23 protein-coding genes are annotated in these 24,075 nt (G+C 64.9%); 7 read left to right on the forward strand and 16 right to left on the reverse strand.

The window, feature by feature from the left end:
* Positions 1 to 5 precede the first annotated feature (5 nt).
* From SRAH_RS07230 to SRAH_RS07250, 5 genes are read right to left on the reverse strand one after another with little or no spacing between them, the layout of a single operon-like run.
* Entirely contained in the window at positions 6 to 2,123 is a 2,118-nt protein-coding gene (locus tag SRAH_RS07230; RefSeq protein ID WP_029462681.1) for a type IV pilus secretin PilQ, read from the reverse strand.
* The gene (locus tag SRAH_RS07235) at positions 2,120 to 2,668 is read right to left on the reverse strand and encodes a pilus assembly protein PilP (RefSeq protein WP_029462682.1); all 549 of its coding nucleotides are present in this window, start codon (positions 2,666 to 2,668) and stop codon (positions 2,120 to 2,122) included. Before SRAH_RS07235 ends, SRAH_RS07230 begins: the two co-directional genes overlap by 4 nt.
* Complete coding sequence (locus SRAH_RS07240) at positions 2,665 to 3,360, reverse strand: type IV pilus inner membrane component PilO (protein ID WP_029462683.1); 696 nt, start codon at positions 3,358 to 3,360, stop codon at positions 2,665 to 2,667. Before SRAH_RS07240 ends, SRAH_RS07235 begins: the two co-directional genes overlap by 4 nt.
* Positions 3,361 to 3,391: 31 nt before the next feature.
* Positions 3,392 to 4,042, reverse strand: a complete 651-nt coding sequence (locus SRAH_RS07245; RefSeq protein ID WP_029462684.1) for a PilN domain-containing protein — start codon at positions 4,040 to 4,042, stop codon at positions 3,392 to 3,394.
* On the reverse strand, positions 4,039 to 5,118 hold the full coding sequence (locus SRAH_RS07250; RefSeq protein WP_029462685.1) for a pilus assembly protein PilM: 1,080 nt from the start codon (positions 5,116 to 5,118) through the stop codon (positions 4,039 to 4,041). Before SRAH_RS07250 ends, SRAH_RS07245 begins: the two co-directional genes overlap by 4 nt.
* A gap of 222 nt (positions 5,119 to 5,340) precedes the next feature.
* On the opposite strand from SRAH_RS07250, the gene SRAH_RS07255 reads away from it, so the two are divergent.
* Complete coding sequence (locus tag SRAH_RS07255; protein WP_082210113.1) at positions 5,341 to 7,755, forward strand: penicillin-binding protein 1A; 2,415 nt, start codon at positions 5,341 to 5,343, stop codon at positions 7,753 to 7,755.
* Here the strand turns inward: SRAH_RS07255 and cyaY are convergent.
* Entirely contained in the window at positions 7,739 to 8,074 is a 336-nt protein-coding gene (gene cyaY, locus SRAH_RS07260; RefSeq protein WP_029462687.1) for an iron donor protein CyaY, read from the reverse strand. The two genes, SRAH_RS07255 and cyaY, sit on opposite strands and share 17 nt — an antisense overlap.
* A gap of 12 nt (positions 8,075 to 8,086) precedes the next feature.
* Here cyaY and lptM point away from each other — a divergent pair, with 12 nt between their 5' ends.
* The gene (gene lptM / locus SRAH_RS13200) at positions 8,087 to 8,302 is read left to right on the forward strand and encodes an LPS translocon maturation chaperone LptM (protein WP_149028947.1); all 216 of its coding nucleotides are present in this window, start codon (positions 8,087 to 8,089) and stop codon (positions 8,300 to 8,302) included.
* A 39-nt stretch (positions 8,303 to 8,341) separates the two neighbouring features.
* Entirely contained in the window at positions 8,342 to 9,640 is a 1,299-nt protein-coding gene (gene lysA / locus SRAH_RS07270) for a diaminopimelate decarboxylase (RefSeq protein WP_029462688.1), read from the forward strand.
* A gap of 87 nt (positions 9,641 to 9,727) precedes the next feature.
* On the opposite strand, the gene ccsB is transcribed toward lysA, so the two are convergent.
* From ccsB to SRAH_RS07285, 3 genes are all read right to left on the reverse strand, one after another.
* A complete protein-coding gene (gene ccsB, locus SRAH_RS07275; RefSeq protein WP_029462689.1) occupies positions 9,728 to 11,125 on the reverse strand; it encodes a c-type cytochrome biogenesis protein CcsB in 1,398 nt (465 codons plus the stop codon).
* The gene (locus SRAH_RS07280; protein WP_029462690.1) at positions 11,122 to 13,278 is read right to left on the reverse strand and encodes a cytochrome c biogenesis protein ResB; all 2,157 of its coding nucleotides are present in this window, start codon (positions 13,276 to 13,278) and stop codon (positions 11,122 to 11,124) included. The genes ccsB and SRAH_RS07280 overlap by 4 nt, the downstream gene beginning before the upstream one ends.
* A 165-nt stretch (positions 13,279 to 13,443) precedes the next feature.
* Positions 13,444 to 14,070 (reverse strand): c-type cytochrome, encoded by a 627-nt coding sequence (locus tag SRAH_RS07285; protein ID WP_029462691.1) that lies wholly within the window; start codon positions 14,068 to 14,070, stop codon positions 13,444 to 13,446.
* 166 nt (positions 14,071 to 14,236) lie between these two features.
* On the opposite strand from SRAH_RS07285, the gene yihA reads away from it, so the two are divergent.
* Positions 14,237 to 14,923 (forward strand): ribosome biogenesis GTP-binding protein YihA/YsxC, encoded by a 687-nt coding sequence (yihA, locus tag SRAH_RS07290; RefSeq protein WP_045476636.1) that lies wholly within the window; start codon positions 14,237 to 14,239, stop codon positions 14,921 to 14,923.
* Here yihA and SRAH_RS07295 read toward each other — a convergent pair.
* Positions 14,830 to 15,759, reverse strand: a complete 930-nt coding sequence (locus SRAH_RS07295; RefSeq protein ID WP_045476600.1) for a lysophospholipid acyltransferase family protein — start codon at positions 15,757 to 15,759, stop codon at positions 14,830 to 14,832. The genes yihA and SRAH_RS07295 overlap by 94 nt on opposite strands.
* Positions 15,760 to 15,899: 140 nt before the next feature.
* Here SRAH_RS07295 and metK point away from each other — a divergent pair, with 140 nt between their 5' ends.
* The gene (gene metK / locus SRAH_RS07300; protein WP_029462694.1) at positions 15,900 to 17,081 is read left to right on the forward strand and encodes a methionine adenosyltransferase; all 1,182 of its coding nucleotides are present in this window, start codon (positions 15,900 to 15,902) and stop codon (positions 17,079 to 17,081) included.
* Positions 17,082 to 17,099: 18 nt separating this feature from the next.
* Here metK and rfbC read toward each other — a convergent pair whose 3' ends face one another.
* The 4 genes from rfbC to rfbB form a co-directional block, all read right to left on the reverse strand.
* Positions 17,100 to 17,669, reverse strand: coding sequence for a dTDP-4-dehydrorhamnose 3,5-epimerase (rfbC, locus tag SRAH_RS07305; RefSeq protein WP_029462695.1), 570 nt, complete (start codon positions 17,667 to 17,669; stop codon positions 17,100 to 17,102).
* Positions 17,670 to 17,735: 66 nt separating this feature from the next.
* Positions 17,736 to 18,608 carry a glucose-1-phosphate thymidylyltransferase RfbA gene (gene rfbA, locus SRAH_RS07310; RefSeq protein ID WP_029462696.1) on the reverse strand — a complete coding sequence of 291 codons (873 nt, stop codon included), beginning with the start codon at positions 18,606 to 18,608 and terminating at the stop codon, positions 17,736 to 17,738.
* Positions 18,605 to 19,558: a dTDP-4-dehydrorhamnose reductase gene (gene rfbD, locus SRAH_RS07315; RefSeq protein ID WP_029462697.1), complete on the reverse strand. Its 954-nt coding sequence runs from the start codon at positions 19,556 to 19,558 to the stop codon at positions 18,605 to 18,607. Before rfbD ends, rfbA begins: the two co-directional genes overlap by 4 nt.
* Complete coding sequence (gene rfbB / locus SRAH_RS07320) at positions 19,555 to 20,688, reverse strand: dTDP-glucose 4,6-dehydratase (protein ID WP_082210114.1); 1,134 nt, start codon at positions 20,686 to 20,688, stop codon at positions 19,555 to 19,557. Before rfbB ends, rfbD begins: the two co-directional genes overlap by 4 nt.
* Before the next feature lie 186 nt (positions 20,689 to 20,874).
* Here rfbB and SRAH_RS07325 point away from each other — a divergent pair, with 186 nt between their 5' ends.
* A complete protein-coding gene (locus SRAH_RS07325) occupies positions 20,875 to 21,132 on the forward strand; it encodes an acyl-CoA-binding protein (RefSeq protein WP_029462699.1) in 258 nt (85 codons plus the stop codon).
* Between the two features lie 145 nt (positions 21,133 to 21,277).
* A complete protein-coding gene (locus SRAH_RS07330) occupies positions 21,278 to 22,516 on the forward strand; it encodes a M20 aminoacylase family protein (protein WP_029462700.1) in 1,239 nt (412 codons plus the stop codon).
* Here the strand turns inward: SRAH_RS07330 and SRAH_RS07335 are convergent.
* On the reverse strand, positions 22,465 to 23,265 hold the full coding sequence (locus tag SRAH_RS07335; protein WP_045476640.1) for a type III pantothenate kinase: 801 nt from the start codon (positions 23,263 to 23,265) through the stop codon (positions 22,465 to 22,467). The two genes, SRAH_RS07330 and SRAH_RS07335, sit on opposite strands and share 52 nt — an antisense overlap.
* Positions 23,266 to 23,300: 35 nt before the next feature.
* On the reverse strand, positions 23,301 to 24,056 hold the full coding sequence (gene ugpQ, locus SRAH_RS07340) for a glycerophosphodiester phosphodiesterase (protein ID WP_029462702.1): 756 nt from the start codon (positions 24,054 to 24,056) through the stop codon (positions 23,301 to 23,303).
* Positions 24,057 to 24,075: the final 19 nt, after the last annotated feature.

Below are 24,075 nucleotides of genomic sequence, written 5' to 3' on the forward strand. Positions count from 1 at the left end.
AGGCCTTACCTTCTGGGCCCCAAGGCAGTGATCTCGGTCAGCACGCGGGGCGTAATAAACACCAGCAGCTCGGTGCGCCGGGTTGTGTTCTGGTTGCTGCGGAACAAATTGCCCAGCACCGGCAGCTCACCCAAGACCGGCACCCGAGCCTGGTTGTTGGTTTCCTCTTGGGTGTAGATGCCACCGATCACCACCGTGCCGCCGTTTTCCACCAGCACCTGGGTTTGCACGCTCTTGGTCTGCACCGCCGTTTGGCCGTTGAAAACGATCGGGGTGTCGTTGTTGACGCGCAACTGCATGATCACGTCGCCGTCCGGGGTGATTTGGGGCGTGACCACGAGCTTGAGCGAGGCGTCGATGAACTCGATCGTGGTGTTGCCATCGGCGTCGCGGCGCAGGAAGGGGATTTTGCGCCCGTCTTCGATGGTGGCCTCGCGCTGGTCGGCCGTCACCACGCGTGGGCTGGCGATGGTCTTGAGGCGTCGATCGGATTCGCTGGCCTCGATTTCGAGATTCAGCAGCCGCGTCACGCTGGGGTTAAAGAGCGAGAAGGCAAACGTGCCGGAGCCGATGGTGGGCGCGGGGATATTGGTCACGTTGCTGTTACCCGCGCCGGTGGCTCCGATGGAGCCAAAGCCGAGGGTGGTCTGCAACTCGTTGCCGCGATGACGCGCCAGCATCACCGGGTCGGCGATGCGCCCGCCAAAGCGCACCCCGAGGTTGCGTCCGAAGCTGTCTTCGGCTTCCACGATGCGCGCCTCGATCAACACCTGGCGCATCGGCACATCCAGGGCCTGGATCAGGGTCTGGATTTCTTCCAGTTTGGACGCAATATCGGTGACGAACAACTGGTTGGTGCGCGGCTCGGCAAACACCGAACCCTGAGAACTCAGAATGCGCACCTCGTTCTCACCCGAGCCCACGGCGGTCGTCAGGTGTTCGGCCACCTCTTGGGCGCGGGCAAAGTTGAGCCTGAAGCTCTGGGTTCGCACCGGCTCCAAGCCACGGATGGCCTGCTCGGCTTCGAGCACTTCGCGCTCCTTGGCCAAAATTTCGGCCTGAGGCGCAATCCAGATCACGTTGCCGGTGCGCCGCATGCCCAGATTTTTGGCTTGCAACACGATGTCCAACGCTTGGTCCCATGGCACATCGCGCAGGCGCAGGGTGAGGCTGCCCGTCACGGTGTCAGAGGTGATGATGTTGAAATTGCTGAAATCGGCGATCACCTGCAGCAAGGCGCGCACTTCGATATTTTGAAAGTTGAGCGAAATCTTATCGCCCGTGTAGCTGGGCTCTTGCGTCAAGCGGTTTTGGTCTTGGCGCACTTCGCGCACTTCGAGCACAAACTGGTTATCGGTCTGGAACGCGCTGTGTTCCCAGTTGCCGGTGGGTTCGACCAGCAAGCGCACGCGGTCGCCGACCTGGGTGGCGGTGACGGTTTGCACCGGCGTACCAAAGTCGCTCACATCGAGGCGGCGGCGCAGGCCTTCGGGCAACGAGCTTTGCTGAAACTCCACCACCAGGTTGCGCCCTTGTTGCCGCACATCAACCCCCACTTGGCTATTGGGCAGCTCCACCAGCACCCGCCCCGCGTTTTGCGCACCGCGGCGAAAATCGATGTCGGCCAGCGCTTGCGTGCGCACAGGACTGGCGGCCGGTGCAAAGGCCGCCCCCAGCGCACCACCAGCAACCGGCGCCGCCTGCGTGCTTGGCTGCAACTGCACCAGCAAGGTATTGCCTTCGATGCGCATCTCGTACCCAACCGATTGGTTGAGATTGAGCACGATGCGGGTGCGGTCCCCCGCCTGCACCACGTTGGCGGAACGCACATTGCCAAGGTTGAGGGCCAACAGATTCTGGCCGGTGGCGTTGCTCGCCCCCGCAATGTCGAGCGCGATGCGCGCCGGTGCCTGCATGCTAAAGCCGGCCGGCAACTGGCGCAGCGGTTCGCTGGTCTGGATGCGTATGAGCTCGCCACCCCCTTGTGCCGCCACCGTCAAAGACTGAATGGCCAATTGCGCTTGCGCCCACCCGGCCAGCACAAAGGTGCTGGCCAGCAAGGCGTAGCGGCTAAAGCGCGACAAGGTGTGTAGGGATGGGGTGGTGTGTGGGGTCGGATTCATTGGCCGGTGCCTTCCTGCAACTGCAATGTGGTGGTGCGCTCGACCCAGTCACCGATCGGGTCTTGCGCGATTTCGCGCAGGGTGATCTGGGTTTCACTGATGGCGGTGATGCGGCCATAGTTCTGGCCTAGGTGGTTGCCCCGCCGCACCTGGTGGACCAAGCCCTCGGATCGAACCAGCGCCACCGTCTCGTTGCCGCGCTGCAACAAGCCCACCATGGTGATGGTGTCGAGCGGCACCGCCTCCAGTGGCTCTTTGCGGCGGCGCAATTCGGCCGCCAACAAACCCGACACCATGGGCGAAGCGGCCTCGGCGCGCAGCAGCACCGTGAGTTTGTCGGCGCTGAAGGGCGAGACTGCACCCAAGCCTTGGTAGGCTTGGGGAACATGGGGTTGCGGCGCTTGCACCGGGGTCACGCGGGGTTGTGCAGCCGCCCGCTGCTGCTCCATCCACGCCGACAGATCGTCACCCCCGTCGGCGCAGGCTGTCAGCGCTAAGGCCGCTGCCAGCAGCAGGCCCGCTGTTGAAATGCCGGATTTCTTCATCGCTGCCCCCCGGCTGCCCGCTGCTGTTGTTGTTGCTCGCGCTGACGCTGCAAAACCTCTTCGGGATCGAGGTAGCGAAAGGTTTTGGCGGTGGTATCCAAGGTCAGAATGTCGGGCCGGTTGGCCGCAGGCGCAAGGGACAGGTTGTTTAAGGTCACGATGCGCGACAAATGCGCCACGTCGGAGACAAACATGCCAATGTCGTGGTAGCTGCCACTCACGCGCACCGCAATCGGCAGCTCGGCGTAGTGGTCGCGCAACTCGACTTCGCCGGGGCGAAACAGCTCAAACTGCAAGCCACGACCGATACCGGCTTGGTTGATGTCGGACAACAAGGCGTCCATTTCAGCCCGACTGGGCAACTGGCGCTCGAGCTGCGTGACGTACTGGCGCACCTGCTCGAGTTGCGCCCGCAGCGCCTCCAAATTGACCGCCTGCGCCACCTTGCTGGTGTACTCGGTGCGCAACTGCGCCTCGCGCTGGCGCTCGGTCTCTAACTGGGTGCGCATGCCGCTGAGCACCGCATACCACAGGCCCGCCAGCACCGCCAGCGCCACCACCAGCAGCAGCAACTGGCGCGGCAAAGCGGGCCAGCGCGAGGGGTCGTTGGGGTCGAGCCCACTGAACTGGGCCCGCGCATCTTGTTGCCAGCGGGCAAAGTCAAAAGATGCGGCTTTGGTTTTTTTAGACATGATCAGGTCAGGCCCCCGAATGTACTGGCACTCAAACCCGGCCACCCGCTGCGGGCGCCGCCGGTTGCGCAGCCGGTTGCGCTGCGGGCTGGGCTGGCGCTGGGCCTTGCGGGTTGGGAGTAGGGCTAGGCGCAAGGGTCACGCGCACAGAAAAATTGAATACGCGGCGCTGATCGCGCGGCCCCAGCGTCAGCGTGGCGGCGGTGATCTCGACCAGATGCGGTTGCGTCAGCCAAGGGCTGCGGTTGCCAAGGTTGCGCAGCAACTCCGACACCCGCTCTTGCGACTGCGCTACGCCAGTGAGCGTGATGGCCTTGTCTTCTTGGCGCAGCGCCGTCAGGTGCACCCCCTCGGGCAACTGGCGCACCATTTCGTCTAGCAAATGCACCGGCAGGTTGCGCCCAGCTTGCAAGCTCTCGACCGCCGCCTGGCGCGACTTGAGGGCATCGAGCTCTTGCTGCAAGGTCGCGACATCGCGAATCTGGATGTCAAGCTTTTGAATCTCGGCTTGGATGAACTGGTTGCGCCCCTGCTGGGCCTCGATCTGCACCTGGTAAAAACCGTAGACCAGCGCCGCCGCCAACAGGCCCACCCCCACCGCAAGCCCGAGGTTGACGAAAAACTGCTCGCGCTTTTTCTTGCGTGCGATTTCGCGGTGTGGCAATAAATTGATGGCAATCATAGGGAGTACCTGCGCATGGCCAAACCGGTCGCCACCAAGAACGAGGTGCCGCTGTCGGCCCCCTTGATCGACGCCACCGAGGACGACATGGCCATGCCCTCAAACGGGTTGACCACCTTGCACGGAAAGGAGGTTTGACTCATCACCGCCACCTCCAAGCCCGGCAGCGCAGCCGCCCCACCTGAGAGCAGCACATGATCGACCTTGTTGTGCGGAGTGCTGGTAAAAAAGAACTGCAAGGCGCGACCGATATCTTGCCCCAGATGGCTCAAGTAGGGCGTCAGCACGGCCTCGCGGTAGTCGGCCGCCAGCGTGCCGGCTTTTTTCTTGCTTTCAGCCTCTTCGAGGGACAGCGAGTAATGGCGCGCCACCAAAGCGGTGAGCTGGCTGCCACCAAAGTTTTGGTCGCGCTCGTAGACCATTTCCTCGTTGCGGATCACCTGCAAGGTCGAGTTTTTAGAGCCCAGCTCGAACAAGGCGATGAGCATGTTGCGACCGCGGTTGGGCAGCGCCTCGATGACCCGCGCCGCCGCCAGCCTGGATGCGAAGGATTCCACATCGAGCACCACCGGCTGCAAACCGGCTGCTTCGGCCAAGCCCTGCCGGTCCGAGACTTTCTCTTTGCGCGAGGCCACCAGCAACACCTCGACAAAATCGGGCAGGTTGGGCGCCGGGCCGACGACGCAAAAATCGAGGCTCACTTCGGCCAAAGGAAAGGGGATGTACTGCGCCGCCTCGGACTCGACTTGCAGCTCGAGCTCGGCCTCGCTCAAGCCGGCTGGAAGGTTGATCTTCTTGGTGATCACGGCCGAACTGGGCAAGGCCAAGGCGACGTTGCGGGTTTTGCTGCCGGTTTTCTTCACCAAACGCCTAAGGGCTGCGGCCAACTCATCGAACTGCTCGAGGTTGCCGTCCTTGATCCAACCCGGCTCCAACGGCTCCATGGCGCAGTGCAGCAGCCCCCACTGACCCGCGCGGTCGCGTTGCAACTCGACCAGCTTGAGCGAAGTGGTGCTGACGTCGATGCCCAGCAAAGGAGCCGGTTCCCGACGAAGTAGCGTTGCTAGAGAGACCAAATTACCCCCATATGCAGTTGAAGTTGGGCGCAAGGAACTTGCGCGTATCAATCCTATCAGCAAGTAGCCGCTTTGGCCAGCCTGCGGGGGCGGCTGAGCAAAATATTGTGTGATTTCATCCCCCACGCGCAACAAGTTTACAAACTTTCACAGACTCTTGCGCAGCCGGCTGCACGATCGGGGCCCTTTTTTTATAATCGTTGCGCTGTTGCAAAGGAATTCATGTCCGCCTCCACGCCTCGCGCCCCTGCGACCGGCCCCGGTCAGGGCGCCTCCACCGGCTCCAAGCCACCCACTTTGTCACACCGTCTGAAGTCGATCGCCTTCACCGCCTTCATCGCTGCGGCGGTGGCTGCGCTGGTGGGCGCTTTGTTGCTCGGCGTTGCCATTGCCTTGGCCTACCCCAAGCTGCCCGATGTCACCAGCCTGAGCGACTACCGCCCCAAATTGCCCTTGCGCGTCTATGCCCAAGGCGGCGAACTGATCGGGGAGTTTGGCGAGGAGCGGCGCAACCTCACGCCCTACGCCAACATCCCGCCGCTGATGATCCACGCCGTGCTGGCGATCGAAGATGAGCGCTTCTTTGAACACGGCGGGGTGGACTTTCGCGGGGTGGCGCGCGCCGCGCTGGCCAATGTGTTCGATCCGCTCAGCCAAGGGGCCTCGACCATCACCATGCAGGTGGCGCGCAACATGTTCCTGACCAAGGACCGCACGTTTTTGCGCAAGTTCTACGAGGTGCTGCTCACCTTTAAGCTCGAGCGGCTGCTGAGCAAGGAAGAAATTCTGGAAATCTACATGAACCAGATCTTCCTTGGGCACCGCTCCTACGGTTTTGCAGCGGCGGCGCAAACCTATTTTGGCAAGTCACTGGCCCAGCTCACGGTGGCCGAAGCCGCCATGCTGGCCGGTCTGCCCAAAGCGCCCTCGGCCTTCAACCCGATCAGCAACCCGCGCCGCGCCCGCATTCGCCAACTGCACATCATCGACCAGATGTTGGCCAATGGCTTTATCAGCGCCGAGCAGGCACAAGCTGCACGCGACGAGCCGCTGCAATTGCGCCGCATCGACCCGGAGCAGTTCATCAACGCCAACCACGTCGCCGAAATGGTGCGCCAGCAGGTGTTTGCCCAATATGGGGAAGCCGCTTACGCGCGCGGGCTGCGGGTGCACACCACCATCGATGCCAATCAGCAACGCGCAGCGGTGCGCGCCGTGCGCCAAGGCGTGATCAATTTTGAGCGGCGCCAGCACTACCGCGGCCCCGAGCGCTTCATCGAACTCCCTGCCGATGCCGCTGCCCGCGAAACCGCCATCGATGCCGCGCTCACCGCCATCCCCGACGACAACGGTTTTGTTACCGCCGTGGTGCTCGAAGCCAGCCCACGTCGCGTGCTGCTCAGCCGCGGCGAGATAGAACCGATCGAGATCACCGGTACTGGCTTGGACTCCGTGCGCTCGGGGCTGGCTGCGAATGCACCGCCCCACTTGGCCTTGCGCCCGGGCGCCGTGGTGCGGCTGGTGCGCGACGCCCAGCAGCGCTGGGCCATCACCCAAAAACCCGTGGTTGAAGCCGCTTTTGTGGCCATGGACCCGCGCAATGGGGAAATCCGGGCCTTGGTCGGTGGTTTTGATTTTGAACGCAACCAATTCAACCGCGTTATCCAGGCACAGCGCCAGCCTGGCTCCAGCCTCAAGCCCTTCATTTACTCGGCCGCGCTGGAGCACGGCGTCATGGCCTCGACCCTGGTCAACGACGCGCCCTTGTTTTTCAGCGCCGCCGCAACCGGGGGGCGCCCTTGGGAGCCGCGCAACTACGATGGCCAGTTTGAAGGCCCCATGTCCGTGCGCACGGCCTTGGCGCGTTCGCGCAACATGCCCTCCATCAACGTGCTCAAGGCAGTGGGCCCCAGCAACGCCCAGCAGTGGTTGACCCGCTTTGGCTTTGAGGCCGAAAAACATCCGCCTTTTCTGGCCATGGCGCTGGGAGCCGGCACCGTCACGCCGCTGCAACTGGCCAGCGCCTATGGCGTGTTTGCCAACGGCGGTTTTTACACCCCGCCGCAACTCATCACGCGCATCACCGACCACGATGGCCGGGTGCTGATGCAAGCAGCGCCGCAATCGCTGGCCACGGCGCAACGCGTGATACCTGAACGCAACGCCTTTATCATGACGCAGTTGATGGGCGAAATCACCCGCAGCGGCACCGCGGCAAGGGTGCAATCCACCCTGCGCCGCCCCGACCTCTACGGCAAAACCGGCACCACCAACGACGCGGTGGACGTGTGGTTCGCTGGCTTTCACCCCACCCTATCGGCGGTGGCTTGGATGGGGCACGACAACCCGCGCAACCTGGGTCGCAACGCCACCGGCGGCTCGCTGGCACTGCCGATCTGGATCGACTTCATGCGCGAGGCGCTCAACGGTGTGCCGGTGCAACAGCCCAGCGCGCCCGCCGGCGTGATGTTGACCGGGGGCGAGTGGTACTACGAGGAATTTGGCCCGGGTCAGGGTGTGGCAACCTTGGGCATGGCCAGCGAAGAAGTCGCCGCAGACGGATCAACCGAAGTGGCGCCGCCCATGGCCACCGAGGACCGACGCAACATCCTCGACTTGTTCACCCGGCCAAACTAAAACGCAGCCCGGCCCGCGCCTGCGCGCTGGCCTCCTGCGAGAGACGCTCAAAAAACTCCCCCGCCCCCTTGGTGTCGAGCCACTGCTGGCCGTCAAAGCGGTAGTGGGTGCCACCGCTGCGCGCCGCCATCCAAACCTCGTGCAAGGGTTTTTGCAGGTTGATGACGATCTGGCTGCCATCACGAAACACCAGCGTCACCATCGAGCCGACGCGCTGGTTGTCGATGTCCACCTCGGATTCGTCGTTGATGCGGTCGCAGCTGCGCTCGACCGCTTGCAGCAGCGCCTCGGCGCGGTTCAAATACTCGGTATCGTTCATTACAATCGGGCCATGCATGATTCAGATGGCATTGTAGGCCTGAGGCCGCTTTCCCGCGTGGGGGTGCCTCATCCTGCCTCATGGGCTTCATGGGGGGCCGCTAAAGCTGGTGTGCGCGTTCTGGGTCTGTCCCTTTGCCTGTGCATGGTGTTGCTGAGCCTGGCGGGTTGTGGTCAAAAAGGCCCCCTGTTCTTGCCCAGCTCCACCGTTGCGGGCACCAGCACCTAAGCGCGCCCAGTGCAACCCTTTTCATACGACAACCCCTTTATGTCAGCCCCCTGCCCTGCGGCACCCTTGGTGCCGGGACACCCGTTTTTCCACTATGCCGACGGTCACCTGATGGTCGAAGGCTTGGCGCTGACCGATTTGGCACGGCAGCACGGCACGCCCCTGTTTGTCTATTCCCAAGCCGCCCTGCTCGATGCGCTGGCGGCCTACCAGCGTGGCCTAGCCGGACGCAACGCCTTGATCTGCTACGCCATGAAGGCCAATTCCACCTTGGCGCTGCTGCAAACCTTGGTGCAGGCTGGTTGCGGTCTCGACATCGTTTCGGGCGGTGAACTGGTGCGCGCGCTGCGCAGCGGCGTCGATCCGAACCACATCGTTTTTTCGGGCGTGGGCAAAACCCGGCTTGAGATGCGTCAGGCCATGCAGGCGGGCATCGGCTGCTTCAACGTAGAAAGCCTGGCCGAACTCGAGGTCTTGAACCACGAGGCACTGGCCCTAGGGCGGCAGGCGCCGGTGAGCCTGCGCGTGAACCCGGATGTGGACGCGCGCACCCACCCCTATATTTCCACCGGCCTCAAGGCCAATAAATTTGGCATTGCGCACGAGCAGGCACTGGCCGCCTACCGCCGTGCGGTGGCGCTGCCGGGGCTCAAGGTGCTGGGCATCGACTGCCACATCGGCTCGCAGATCACCGACAGCGCTCCCTACCTCGACGCGCTGGAGCGGGTGCTCGACCTGGTGCAGGCGCTGGCGCAAGAAGGCATTGCGCTGGAGCACATCGACCTCGGCGGTGGCTTAGGGATCACCTACCAAGACGAAACCCCGCCGGCCGCCGATCATCTGCTGGCCCAGGTGCTGCAAAGGCTCGATGCGCGTGGCTTTGGAGCGCACCGGCTGCTGCTCGAACCCGGGCGCTCGCTGGTGGGCAACGCCGGGGTCTGCCTGACCGAGGTGCTGTACCGCAAGCCAGGCACCGAGAAGAATTTTCTGATCGTCGATGCGGCTATGAATGACTTGCCGCGCCCAGCCCTCTACGAAGCCTGGCAAGCCATCGTGCCGCTGCAAGGGCACAGCGACGCCGCACCCGAGCCTTACGAGGTGGTGGGCCCGGTGTGCGAGAGCGGCGACTGGCTGGGCCGCGCGCGCACGCTGGCGGTGCGCGAAGGCGACTATTTGGCGGTGTGCTCGGCCGGCGCCTACTGCATGAGCATGGCCAGCAACTACAACAGCCGTGGCCGCGCTGCCGAGGTGCTGGTAACGGGCCAGAGCGCGCAACTGATCCGACAGCGCGAAAACCCGGACGATGCGCTCCAGCTGGAGCGCGACCTGACCCTTTGATTGCTTGGGTTGGTTTAACCCAAGCTGGACCGAAGCGCACGCGTGGCTGGGAGGTGGCCTTGCGCCACCCCCTTGTCCGAACGGGTTTTACAGCGCCCCGTAGCTGTGCAAGCCGCTCAGGAAGATGTTGACGCCCAAGAAGGTGAAGGTGGTCACCACCAAGCCGCCTATCGCCCACCAGGCCGCCACGGTGCCACGCAGGCCATTGACCAAGCGCATGTGCAGCCAAGCGGCGTAGGTGAGCCAAGAAATGAGCGACCAAGTTTCTTTCGGGTCCCAGCTCCAGTAGGCGCCCCAAGCCTCGGCCGCCCACAACGCACCCAAAATGGTGGCGATGGTAAAGAACACCAGCCCGATGGCGATGTTCTTGTACATGATGTCGTCGAGCACTTCGAGCGAGGGCATTTTGTCCACAATGCGGTCGCGCACGGCGATGATGCCGCCGATGATCAGGATCGCCACGCCCACATAAACCGCCCAGAAGTCGCTCATGCCGGCGGCGGCGGCGTAGTTGGTCTCGCCGGGCGCCACGGTGTAGACGCCAAACAGGTAGGGCTCCAGCAAAAACAGCACCCCCAGCAGCCACACCGGGGCCAGCGTGTACCAGCGCAGGGTAAAGGTGCTTTGCTTGAGCAGGTAGGCAAACGCCAGCATGGCGGCGATGGTCCAGGTGCCATAGCTGACAAAGTTGGCTGGCACGTGCAGCTTCATCCACCAGCTTTGCAGCGCGGGAATCAGGGGCTGGATTTCGTGCGCCTCGCGCGAGACCATGTACCAGAGCAAAAACACCACCGAAGCGCTCACCACCAGCATGGCAAACGCGCCGATGCGCCGCGTCTGGTAGCGGTCTTCGTAGTAGAGGATGTAGAGCGTGGTCATCCACGCAAACATGATGAACACCTCGAACAGGTTGCTGATCGGGATGTAGCCCATGCCGGTGTTGTGCAGGTAGGTTTCGTACCAGCGCACGCAAAACGCCACCAGCCCCATGGTGACCGCGGCCCAAGCCAGCTTGGCACCGACGGTCTCAAAGCCTGCGGCCCCAGACTGGCTGCGTGTGAGCATACCGACCCAGTAAAAGAAGGTGCTCAGGAGCAGCAGCAGCGACATGTGCAGCACCGCCGTCTGGCTCGACAGCAGGTACTTGAGCAGGAACACCTCCTCGGCCCGCATGTAGTTGCCCACCCCATCAACCTGATACAGCCAAATACCCGTGAGCGAGAGCGCCGCCACCACCACACTCAGGTAGCCAAACGGGCGCCAAAACCAAGCCAGCGCAATCCAGCTCGGAGCAGTCAGGATCAGGACAAACAACTCGTATTGATCGAGGTGCTCGGCAAACAAAAAGTAGTTGTAGGTCAGACCCCCCAACACCATGGCGGCGAAGATCCAGTCCCACGCGTTGCGCGCCGCCCAGATACCGGGCTTCATGCGCATCGAGGAATCGGCCTTTTTCAGGTCGATGGTGTGCGTGCTAGCGTTCATGAGTTCGCCTTTGGAGGTTGGAGGAGCAGGTGCTGGCGCAGCAGCACAAAGTCGCGATCATTGTCAGAAATTTTACGGTTGGACGACATCGCCATGGTGGCATCCAGACCATCGCCCTCGGGTTTAGGGGCCAGCCAGACCCAGACCCGGCGCTCGCGCACGTAGAGCATGGCGATCATGCCCAGCGTGAGCAAGAAACAGCCAAAGTAAACGATGTTGCGCCCCGGAGCGCGCGCCACCTGGAACACGCTGGCCTCGACCTGCTCGAAGTCGCTCATCATGAAGGTCAGGGGGGCTGGGTAGAAGAAGGAGTCGCTCAGGCTGAGCACCGACTGCGTCATGAAAGTGGCGGTTTGCTCGTTGCGCGGAGCCGGCGCCAAGTTGGCCTGCTCGCGGCTGAGTTGGTAGAGCTCGAACAGGCCGCCGTTGAGGATGCGCAGCAGCACCTCACCGGCGCGCTCACGCTCGGCCTCGGGCACGTTGACTTCCATAAAGGCCGATACCGCCTGCAAGCCCGCCAGCACCGGCATGTCGCGCTGGGGCAGGTTGGGGATTTCTGGGTCTTGACCGGCGAACAGATCGAGCGCGCGCTGCGCCGACACCGCGAGCGCCTGCTGCAACTCGGGGCGCTGGCCGGCGGCGGCTTCGGCCACGTAGCGGCGCACGGCCTCGCGCCGCATGGCCGGGTCCGCCAGCGCGGCGCGCAGGCGCAAAAAGCCATCTACTTGGTCTTGGTCATCGACCGGGATGCGCAGGTAGCGAAAATCTTCGGCCTGGGTCTCGCGCACCCCCAGCACAAACACGCGCTGGCCGTCGAGCTCGACCGGGAACATAAAGTTGTGAAACTCGCGCGCCTGACCGGCCGCGTCGCGCAGCTTATAGGTGACGCTGGGGCCGACGTTGCGCATATCGGTCTCGGACACGGTGCGGTGCGCCGAACCTAGGCGACGCTGGATTTCGCTGCCCAAGTTGAAGCCCTCACCCCCCTCAACCGCCGCCGTGGCATCGGGGGTGTTGGCAAAATTCTCGACGTTGTAAAGGTTGAAGTCGGTGAACTCGAGTGTGAAGGTCTCGCCGCCGCGGGTTAAGGTGGTGGACTGGCCAATGCGCCCCGAAATATCAAAGGGTGCCGCACCGTCGCCCATGGGCAGGCCGCGCAGGCGCACCAGCGAGCCGCCGTCGTCGTAGCTAGCCTGGAAGATGGTGACGCCACGGTGATAAGCCGGGTGGTTGACCATCACGCGCTTGGGGATCACCTCGCCGGTGTAAAGGTCGTGGATCAGGATCTCGCTGGCAAAGAGCTTGGGTTGGCCGGTCTCGTAGTATTCAACGATGAAATCTTTGAGTTCGATGCGAAACGGCAGCTCTTGCAGCAGCACACCGCCCGGCTGCGGCAGGATGGCAGTGCCAGTGGTGGCCCCTTCGGTGACCAAGATGCTGCCGCGAAAGCTCGGGTTCCAGTCGCTCAGGCGGTGCTCATCGGGCACCTCAGAGATCAGGCCGCCGCCCTCGAAGGTGGTTTTGCCCAGAAACAGGGTCTGCACCTGAACCATCAGGCGCCCGTCGAGCAGGGCGCCGGCGCAAATCACGACTATGGCCGAGTGGGTCAGGATGTAGCCCAGTTTGTTCCAGGCGCCAGCCTTGGCGGCCACCATCCAGCCTTGGCCGGTTGGGGTTTCGCGGCGCTGCAAGCGCACCTTCCAGCCCGAGGCCACCAAGGTCTGACCCATGCGCTGGGCCGCCGCCTCAGCCCCTTCGGCGAGCACAGCTTGCGCCCGCAGCGGAAAGGCCTTGAGGCTTTGTTCGCGCACGTTTTCTTTGAACTGGCGAATGTCGGCCAGCATTTTGGGCGAAGTGCGCACCACGCACAGGGTGGTGCTGAGCACCAGGAAGGCCAGCATGAGCGCAAACCACCAGGCGCTGAACACGGTGTAGAGGCCCATGACCTCGAACACGCGGTACCAAAACGGGCCAAACTGGTTGATGTAGCTGTTGATGGCCTCGTTTTGCAGGATCACGGTGCCGATTACCGAGGCGATGCTGATGATGGTCAGCAAGGCGATGGCAAAGCGCATCGAAGACAACAACTCAACCAACTGTCGCACCGCCTCAGAGCCACGCTGAAGCTGAATACCTGCAGTAGAAACACTCATCTGTTGTGCGCCAATTGTGTGATGTGACCAAGCTTGGCCTTTGGAGCGCCCAACCGCTGCCAGGTTCCCAAACCGGTTGAGATTGTCCGGCAAATATCAGGATTCGCTAATATTTTTGCAAAAACCACTCACCTGAGTGGGGTCTCGGGCGCAAGGCGGCTGGGCTCAACGCAAGCCAGCGATGAAATCGGCCACGGCCTCGATCTCGCGGTCGGTCATGTGGCGGGCGATGCGGTGCATTTCGGGGCTGTTGCCTCGGGCACCGGTGCGGAACTGCTTCATCTGGTCCACCGTGTAGCGCGCGTGCTGGCCCGCCAAGCGCGGATACAGGGCCGGCATGCCGCGCCCAGCGGGGCCGTGGCAGGCCATGCAGGAAGCGATGTTGCGATCGGCCAAGCCACCGCGCCAAATGCGCTCACCGGCGCGCACCAGTTCGGGGTCGCGGGCAAAGTTGGGGGCCGGAGTCTGGGCTGCCAGCCAGTGCGAGACATCGATCTTGTCTTGGTCGGTGAGCGCGGCCGAAAACCCCGTCATGATGGCGTTTTGGCGCTTGCCCGACTTGTAGTCGCGCAACTGCTTGACGAGGTACTCGGGCAACTGACCCGCCAACGAGGGGTTCTCGGGCATGGTCGAGTTGCCCAGCGCGCCGTGGCAGGCCATGCACATCTGCATGTAAACCTGCTCCCCGCGCGCCTTGTTGGGAACCGTGTCGGTGCGGGTCGTTTGAGCGTGCACCAGCATAGAGGAAGAAGCCAGTGCAAGGGCAGCGATGAGCGTGGCGATGGGTTTCATGTCGAGTGCGAGGGACTGTGGAATCAACTGCGAAGCCAAAGCCACGCCCGCCGTGTGCGGGAGCGGCCCAAAGAACTTTGCTGATTCTACAATGCGGCCTTAAACTTGACCAAATAACCCCGGGGCCCACTCTTTGACCGAATCCACCGACCCCGCTCAGGCCGCCATGGCCTGGCTGCACACCGCCCGCTTCTTGACCGAAGCGCCGCAGCTGCAGCATTTGCCTGACCACGACCTGCCCGAAATCGCCTTCGTGGGCCGCTCCAACGCCGGCAAATCCACCTGCATCAACACCCTGACGCAGCAAAAACGCCTGGCCTTTGCCTCCAAAACCCCGGGGCGCACGCAGAGCATCAACCTGTTTGCGCTCGGCCGCCAGGGCCAGACCGACGCCATCTTGGCCGACCTGCCCGGCTACGGCTACGCGGCGGTGCCACAGCAAGCCAAGCGGCGCTGGCAAGAGGTGATGGCCAACTACCTAGTGAGCCGCCCCAACCTGCGCGGGGTGGTGCTGCTGTGCGACCCGCGCCTAGGGCTGACCGATCTCGATGACGCGCTGCTGGAGCTGATCCGGCCCCGGGTGCAACAGGGGCTGCACTTTTTGCTGCTGCTGACCAAGGCCGACAAGCTCAACCGCCAAGAGGCCCAGAAGGCGCTCTCAATTGCGCGCCTGAACAGCGCCGGCGGCACGGCGCTGCTGTTTTCGGCGCTCAAGCGCCAGGGCATAGAGGACGTGGCGCTGACCCTGCGCCGCTGGGCCTACCCCGAGGAGGCTGTACCGGAGGCCGCTGCACCGGAGGCCGCCGAGCCCGCCGAGCCGCCCCCCGCACCCTCCCCACGCGGCCCTTTGTAGCGCGCATAGCCCCACAGGTACTGGGCTGGGCAGTGCCCAATCACCGCCTGCATGGCTTGGTTGATCTGCGCTGCGGCGGCCAGCGGCTCGGGCGCCAGCGGCGCATCCACCAGATCCAGCCATGGGCGCACGCGCACCACGTAACCCCGGCCCCAACTGAGCCGTTCCGCCCAGATCAGCAGCACCTGGGTGCCCGGCACCTGCGCCAGCCGCGCCGCCAGCGTCATGGTGTAGGCGCTGCGGCCAAAAAAAGGCGCCCACACCCCCATGCCAGCGGGCGGCACCTGGTCGGGCAGCAGGCCCACCGCCTGCCCTTGTTTGAGCGCCTTGAGCAACAGACGCACGCCGCTCAGATCGGTGGGCGCCGTGCGCAGGCCGGGGCGCTGGCGCGCCGCTTGCAGCACCGGGTGCAGCGCGGCCACACGCGGAGGGCGGTAGAGCGCCGTCAGCGGCTGGGCCGGGGAGCCGTCGGCTAGCGCCTGCGAACCAAAACGCTGCGCATAGGCCTGCGCCGTGAGCTCGAAGCAGCCCAGGTGCGGGGTTAAAAACAACAGCCCGTGGCGCTGGCGCAACACCGCCTCGATGTGCTCGGCCCCGTCCCAGCGCAGCGGCACCGGCGCGCCAAACCAGATGCGCGCCAGCTCGGCCATTTGCTGCCCGGCCGCGCCCACCGAGGCCCAGCGCGCCCTCGGCCCGAGTTGCGCCTGCGCCGTGTGCTCGCGCCAGCGCCGGCGGTAGGTGGCGCCCAGCAGCCAAATCAGCCAGCCCAGGCCCCAGCCCAGAGCATGCAGCAGCGGCAGCGGCAGCCGCCCCATGAGCTTAAAAAAGGTCAACATCTTCAGATTACAATGCCGTTCCATCGCCGAGTTACTGAACAACTTGCGGGCGATTCATAAATCCTGCTAAAGCGTTCGCCGCAGCACTCCAAGCGCCGGGCGAAACGCCCTTAGCTCAACCCTTGGAGTGTAGGCAACAAATGTCAAACGACTTTCTCTTTACTTCCGAATCGGTCTCCGAAGGCCACCCCGACAAGGTCGCCGACCAAATCTCGGACGCCATCCTCGACGCCATTTTTGAGCAAGACTCGCGCTCACGCGTGGCCGCCGAGACGCTGTGCAACACCGGTCTGGTGGTGCTGGCCGGTGAGATCACCACCAACGCGCATGTGGATTACATCCAGGTGGCGCGCGACACCATCCGCCGCATCGGCTACGACAACACCGAGTACGGCATCGACTACAAGGGCTGCGCCGTCATGGTCTGCTACGACAAGCAGAGCAACGACATCGCCCAGGGCGTGGATCACGCCAGCGACGACTACCTCAACACCGGCGCTGGCGACCAGGGCCTGATGTTTGGCTACGCCTGCGACGAAACGCCCGAGCTCATGCCGGCCCCGATCTACTACGCGCACCGCATTGTCGAGCGCCAAGCGCAACTGCGCAAAGACGGCCGCCTGCCCTTTTTGCGCCCCGACGCCAAAAGCCAAGTCACCATGCGCTACGTCGATGGCCGCCCGCACAGCATCGACACCATCGTGCTCTCGAGCCAGCACGCGCCCGAGATGAGCGACGGCAAGCACATGCTGCCCGCCTTCGTCGAAGCCTGCGTAGAAGAGATCATCAAGCCGGTGCTGCCGCGCGAGTGGCTGCAAAACACGCGCTACCTGATCAACCCGACCGGGCGCTTCGTGATCGGCGGCCCGCAAGGTGACTGCGGCCTGACCGGGCGCAAGATCATTGTGGACACCTACGGCGGCGCCTGCCCGCACGGCGGCGGCGCCTTCAGCGGCAAGGACCCAACCAAGGTCGATCGCTCGGCCGCCTACGCCGCGCGCTACGTGGCCAAAAACATCGTCGCCGCCGGGCTGGCGCGCCAGTGCCAAATCCAAGTGGCCTACGCCATCGGGGTGGCGCGGCCCATGAACGTAACCGTCTATACCGAAGGCACCGGCGTGCTGCCGGACGACAAGCTGGCCCACATCATCGGCGAGGTGTTTGACCTGCGCCCGCGCGGCATCATCCAGATGCTGGACCTGCTGCGCCCCATCTACACCAAAACCGCCGCCTACGGCCACTTCGGCCGCGACGAGCCCGAGTTCACTTGGGAGCGCACCGACAAGGTGCAGGTGCTGCGCGAGCTGGCGGGTTTGAAGTAAGCGCGCTGCCGCCGGCCCTCAGGCAAAGCCATCCGCCTGCGCCAGCAGCGGGGCGGCGGCGTCTTTGGCGGCCAGCAGGGGCTGCGCCACCCCGGCCTGGGCCAACGGCCAGACTATGCCCAGCGCCGGGTCGTTCCAGAGCAGGCAGCGCTCGTGCGCGGGGCTGTAGTAGTCGGTGGTTTTGTAGAGGAACTCGGCCGACTCGCTTAGGGTAAGAAAGCCGTGCGCAAAGCCGGGCGGCACCCAGAGTTGGCGGCAGTTGCTGGCCGACAGCTCCACCCCCTCCCAGCGCCCGAAGGTGGGCGAGCTGCGGCGCATATCGACCACCACGTCGAACACGGCACCGTGGCTGACGCGCACCAGCTTGCCCTGGGCCTTGGGTGGCATTTGATAGTGCAGGCCGCGCAGCACGCCTTGGGCGGAGCGGCTGTGGTTGTCTTGCACAAACTGCAAGCCGGCGAGGCCGGTGGCGGCTTCGAAGTCGAGCTGGTTGAAGCTCTCGTAAAAAAAGCCGCGCGCGTCGCCAAATACCTTGGGGGTGAGCACGAGCACGCCGGGCAAGGCGGTGGGGGTGACGGTGTAAGGCATGGGGCTTTTGCTGGCTGGCTTGGGGCTGGGGCGGGCTGCGGGCTGCTTGGCTTTGGGCGGGCGGTTTTAGCCCAGCAGGCCGAGCAGGTATTGGCCGTAGCCGCTTTTTTGCAAGGGGGCAGCGAGGCGCTGGAGCTGGGCCGAGTCGATCCAGCCGTTGCGCCAAGCGATTTCTTCGGGGCAGGCGATTTTCAGGCCTTGGCGGCGCTCCAGCGTGGCGATGAAGTGGCTGGCTTCGAGCAGGCTGTCGTGGGTGCCGGTATCGAGCCAGGCGTAGCCGCGCCCCATGGTCTGCACATTGAGCTGGCCAAGCTCCAAGTAGGCCTGGTTGACGGCGGTGATTTCGAGCTCGCCGCGTGCGCTCGGGCGCACCGCCTTGGCGATTTCGACCACTTGCGAATCGTAAAAATACAGGCCGGTGACGGCAAAGCGGCTTTTGGGCTGGGCCGGCTTTTCTTCGATGCTGACGGCGCGGCCTTGCGCGTCGAACTCGACCACGCCGTAGCGCTGCGGGTCGTGCACATGGTAGGCAAAGACGGTGGCGCCCTGGGGCTGGGCATCGGCGGCGCGCAGCAGCGGCTGCAGATCGTGCCCGTGGTAGATGTTGTCGCCCAGCACCAGCGCGCTGTGGGCCTTGCCGATGAAGCCTTCGCCGATCAGGAAGGCCTGCGCCAGCCCGTCGGGGCTGGGCTGCACGGCGTAGTGCAGGCTCATGCCCCACTGCGAGCCGTCGCCCAGCAGTTGGGCAAAGCGCGGTGTGTCTTGCGGGGTGCTGATGACGAGCACGTCTCGGATACCCGCCAGCATCAGCGTGCTCAAGGGGTAGTAGACCATGGGTTTGTCATAGACCGGCAGCAACTGCTTGCTGATGGCCAGGGTGGCCGGGTGCAGCCGGGTGCCGGAACCGCCGGCGAGGAGCAGGCCTTTGCGTGAGGTCATGGGGTGGGTGTGGGTTGGGTTGGAAGCTCGGCCAGCATGCGCTCCACCCCGTGCTGCCACGGCGGCAGGCGCAGGCCAAAGGTGCTTTGCAGCAGGCTGCAAGCCAGGCGCGAGTTGTGTGGGCGCTGCGCCGGGCTGGGGAAGGCGCTGCTGGGCACGGCGGCTATGGCTTGCACGCGCCAGTCCAGCGCCGGCTGCATTTGGCGCGCGCGCTCGATCACGTGGCGGGCGTAGCCGTGCCAGGTGGTTTCGCCGGCGGCGGCGAGGTGGTAGGTGCCGGGCTCGGCGGCGCCGCGCAGCACCTGGGCCAGGGCGTGCGCGCTCACGTCGGCAATCAGCTCGGCGCCGGTGGGGGCACCGTACTGGTCATCGACCACGCTCAGGTGCTCGCGCTGCTGCGCCAGCCGCAGCATGGTCTTGGCAAAGTTGCCGCCGCGCGCGGCATAGACCCAACTGGTGCGAAAAATCAGATGCTGGCGCCCGGCCGCGACAATGGCCGCCTCCCCCGCCAGCTTGCTGTGGCCATAGGCGTTGAGCGGGCCAACTGGGTCGCCCTCGTGCCAGGGCCGGTGACCGCTGCCGTTGAACACGTAATCGGTGCTGTAGTGCAGCAGCCAGGCCCCGCTCTGGTGCGCCAGTTGCGCCAGCAGGCCCGGCGCGTCGGCGTTGATGCGCTGCGCCAGCGCGGGCTCGCTCTCGGCTTTGTCCACTGCGGTGTAGGCGGCGGCGTTGACGATCACCTGTGGGCGCAGTTGCTGCACCGTGCGCGCCAAGCCGGCTAGGTCGGCTAGGTCGCCGCACAGGGGCGGGGCGTGGGGGTTGCAGGGGTCGGGGCTGGGGTGGCGATCGAGCGCGATCAGCTCGCCCAGCGGGGCCAGGCTGCGTTGCAGCTCCCAACCCACTTGGCCGTTTTTGCCCAGCAGCAAAATGCGCGGTGTGGTGTGGCTCATGTGGACCCTTGTGCTTGCATGGCTGTGGCTGGCGTGGCTGCGGTGGCTGGCGTGGCACCGGCTGTGGCCCCATCCCCGTAGTGCTGGCTGAGCCACTCGCGGTAGCTGCCGCTTTGCACATGCGCCACCCAATCGGGGTGCGCCAGATACCACTGCACGGTTTTGCGGATGCCGCTCTCGAAGGTTTCGGCCGGCCGCCAGCCGAGTTCGCGCTCGATTTTGCTGGCGTCGATGGCGTAGCGGCGGTCGTGGCCGGGGCGGTCTTGCACGTGGGTGATTTGCGCCTTGTAGCTGTGGCCGTCGGCACGCGGGCGCAGCTCGTCGAGCAGGGCGCACACGGTGTGCACGATGTCGAGGTTGGGTTTTTCGTTCCAGCCGCCCACGTTATAGACCTCGCCCACTTGCCCGGCTGCCAGCACGCGGCGGATGGCGCTGCAATGATCCTGCACATAGAGCCAGTCGCGGATTTGCTGCCCATCGCCGTACACGGGCAGCGGCTTGCCGGCCAGTGCGTTGACGATCATCAGCGGGATCAGCTTTTCGGGGAAGTGGTAGGGGCCGTAGTTGTTGGAGCAGTTGGTGGTGAGCACCGGCAGGCCGTAGCTGTGGTGCCAGGCGCGCACCAGGTGGTCGCTGGCGGCTTTGCTGGCGCTGTAGGGGCTGTTGGGCTGGTAGGGGTGCTGCTCGGTGAAGGCGGGCGCGCCGGGCTTTAGGCTGCCATAGACTTCGTCGGTGCTGACGTGCAGGAAGCGAAATGCTGCCCGTTCGGAAGCGGGCAGCGCCGCCCAGTGGCCGCGCACGGCTTCGAGAAGTTCGTAGGTGCCCAGCACATTGGTCTGGATGAAGGCACCGGGGCCGTGCAGGGAGCGATCTACATGGCTTTCGGCGGCGAAGTTGAGCACCGCGCGCGGCCGGTGCTCGGCCAGCAGGCGCTGCACCAAGGCCCGATCGGCTATGCTGCCGTGCACGAAGCGGTGCCGCGCATCGCCTTCCAGGCTGGCGAGGTTTTCTAGGTTGCCGGCGTAGGTGAGCAGATCGAGGTTGATGACCGGCTCATCTGTCTGGGCCAACCAGTCGAGCACGAAGTTGCTGCCGATGAAGCCGGCGCCGCCGGTGACGAGGATGGACATGGTACTTTCAACGATAAGATGTAGCGGCAAATCATAGCGGCAAAGCCCCCCGCGCCAAGCGCTTCATGGCTTGGATTTGACGGCCCGATTTGGCCCGGCCACGGGGCTGCGACCTTGGCCCATGGAGCCCGGTTTTTTGTCCCCACCGCGTTGACAAAAAGCACGAACGGTCGTACTATTAAGGGCATGAACACCTCCCTGCAATCCGCCTTCGAAGCCGCCGTAGCCGCCAGCAAAGAGCTGACGCAACGGCCCGACAACGCCACTTTGCTCAAGCTCTACGCGCTCTACAAGCAGGGCAGCGAGGGCGACAACGGCACCGTCAAGCCCGGCTTTGCCGATCTGGTGGGCCGCGCCAAATGGGACGCTTGGGCAGCGCTCAAGGGCACCGACCCTGAAGAGGCCAAGCAGCGCTACATCGAGCTGATCGAGAGCTTGGAATAAACCCCGCAGCCTAGGGCAGGCACCCAAGCCCTGCGCCGCCATGGCAAGCGCGACACTGCGGCACGAAGGCCGAGCAACACGGCGGCGGCACGGTGGGTTCGGATTGGCTACCATAGGCCCATTGTGTAAAGCCCGAAGGCAGGCCATGAGCAAACTCCACCCCTACATACTTGCCCGCGCAGCAGAACTGAGCGCCTTGCGCCGGGATCTGCACGCCCACCCCGAGCTGTGTTTTGCCGAGCACCGCAGCGCCGACGTGGTGGCCGACTGCCTGCAGCAGTGGGGCATCGCGGTGCACCGCGGTTTGGGGCGCACTGGCGTGGTGGGGGTGCTGCATGGGCGCGATGGCGGGGCTTGTGGCCGCGCCGTGGGCCTGCGCGCCGACCTCGACGCGCTGCCCATGACCGAGCTCAACACCTTTGCCCACACCAGCGTGTACCCGGGCAAGATGCACGCCTGCGGGCACGACGGCCACACCGCCATGCTGCTGGCCGCGGCCCAGTGCCTGGCGGCCGAGCCCGACTTCGAGGGCACGGTGGTGTTCATCTTTCAGCCAGCCGAAGAAGGTGGCGGCGGCGCACGCGAGATGATCGCCGACGGACTGTTTGAGCGCTTCCCGGTGCAGGCGGTGTTTGGGCTGCACAACTGGCCCGGCTTGCCGGTGGGCACGCTGGCGCTGAGCCCGGGGCCGGTGATGGCCTCGTCCAACGAATTCAAGATCACCGTGCACGGCAAGGGTTGCCACGCCGCCATGCCGCACTTGGGCACCGACCCGGTGCTGCTGGCGTGCCAGTTGGTGCAGGGTTTTCAGAGCATCGTGGCACGCAACCTCAAACCGGTGCAGGCCGGGGTGATCAGCGTGACCATGATCAATGCCGGCGAGGCCACCAACGTGATCCCGGACCACTGCGTGCTGCAGGGCACGGTGCGCACCTTCAGCCTCGAGGTGCTGGACCTGATCGAGCGCCGCATGCGCGAGCTCTGCACCCACACCGCAGCGGCTTTTGGCGCGCGCACCGATTTCGAGTTCCACCGCAACTACCCGCCCACCGTCAACAACCCAGACGAAGCGGCTTTTGCCCGCAGCGTGATGCAAGACCTGGTGGGCGCCGATCAGGTGCTGGACCAAGAGCCCACCATGGGCGCCGAAGATTTTGCCTACATGCTGCAAGCCAAACCCGGCGCCTATGCCTTCATAGGCAACGGCGACGGCGCGCACCGGGGCCAACACGACGCCGGCGGCGGCCTTGCCGGCAGCCACGACGTGGGGCCCTGCACCCTGCACAACCCGCGCTACGACTTCAACGACGCGCTGATTCCGCTCGGCGGCAGCTATTGGGTGGAGTTGGCCAAACGCTGGCTGGCGCGCTCGGCCAGCCGGTGATGCGCGATGGCCAATAGGCCATCAAAAATGAGCGTATCCACCAGCTCGAAGGGCACCGTCATGCTGGGGGCCATTTTCCAAGCCGCGCCACCGGTCATCAGGCAGACCGGCTCTTGGCCGCTGTGCTGGCGCAACTGATCGACCATGCGCTGCACCGCCCCGGCGATGGCAAAGGTGCCGCCGCTGGTGAGGGCGTCGCTGGTGTTGGTGGGAAAGGGCCGCACCACGCCGGTGGGCACGTGCAGACCGGCGGTGCCGGATTCGAGCGCGCGCAGCATGATGCCGTGCCCGGGCAAGATGCAGCCGCCCAAAAAATGCCCTTCGGCATCGATGGCCTCGACCGTGACCGCCGTGCCGACCATCACCACCACGCAGGGCTGCCGTTGCTGGCGCGCCAGCAGGCGCTGGCGAGCACCGATCATGGCCACCCAGCGATCGGCCCCTAGGCGCGCCGGGTGGTCGTAGCCGTTGACCAAGCCGGCTTCGGCGGCGCTCGCCACCACCCACTCGGGGGCGGCGTCCCAGATTTCGAGTTGCGCCTCGACCCGGCGCTTGATGGCGTCGGAGGCCACCACGCTGCCCAGCACCATGCGCGGCGGGCGCAGGTTGATCCAATCGCCTTCGGTGAGCTTGTCGATGTTTTCCAGAAACTGCACCCCGTGCGCGACCATGCGCGCACCCATGGCAGGGCGCTCGTACAGCGCCCACTTTAGGCGGGTGTTTCCTACATCGAGTGCCAGCAAGCTCATGCGCATCGATGATACGCCAATGCGCTCACTGCCCCTCAAGGCGCCGCCGTGGCCCAGCCCATGGCGTCGGTGATGATGCCATCGACCCCCAGCGCGCGCAGGCGCTGCACGTCGGCAGCGCTGTTGGCGGTGTAGCACAGCACGCGCCAGCCTTGGGCGCGCGCCTGCTGCATCAGATCGGCGTCGAGCCGGCGCTGCTGGAACACGATGGCCACGCACTGCAACTCGGCCGCCACAGTGGCCCAACCCGCCCAAGGGGTTTCGAGCAGCAGCGCGCGCGGCAACTCGGGCGCGGCCTGCTGCGCCGCTTGCAGGGCGGCGGGCTGGAAGGAGCTAAGCAATGGCGGCACAGCCTGGCCCTGCCAGAGCTGGCGCGCCGCCAGCGCCACAGCGTGCCCGGTGGCGGCGTCTTGGCCCGGCATGGGCTTGATTTCGATGTTGAGCGCCGCGCCCTGTTGCTGGCAATAGGAAGCGATGGTGGCCAGCGTGGGCAGCGGTTCGCCCGCGCAGGCGTCTGAGTGCCAGCCACCGGCGTCGAGCTGCGCCAGTTCGGCCCAAGCCAGTGCATCGGCTGGGCCGCGGCCTCTGGTGGTGCGGTCCAGCGTGTCGTCGTGCAGCAAAAAGGGCACGCCGTCGGCGCTGAGCTTGACGTCGCACTCAAACATGGCATAGCCGCAGGCGCTGCCGTGCTCGAAAGCAATCAGCGTGTTTTCGGGCCGCTCCTTGCCCGCGCCGCGGTGCGCGATCCAGAACGGGTAGGGCCAAGCGGGAGTGGCGGGGGTGGGGTTCATGGCTTGGGCTGGTGCGGTT

The organism is Serpentinimonas barnesii, assembly GCF_000696225.1.
In the GTDB taxonomy this organism is placed as follows: domain Bacteria; phylum Pseudomonadota; class Gammaproteobacteria; order Burkholderiales; family Burkholderiaceae_C; genus Serpentinimonas; species Serpentinimonas barnesii.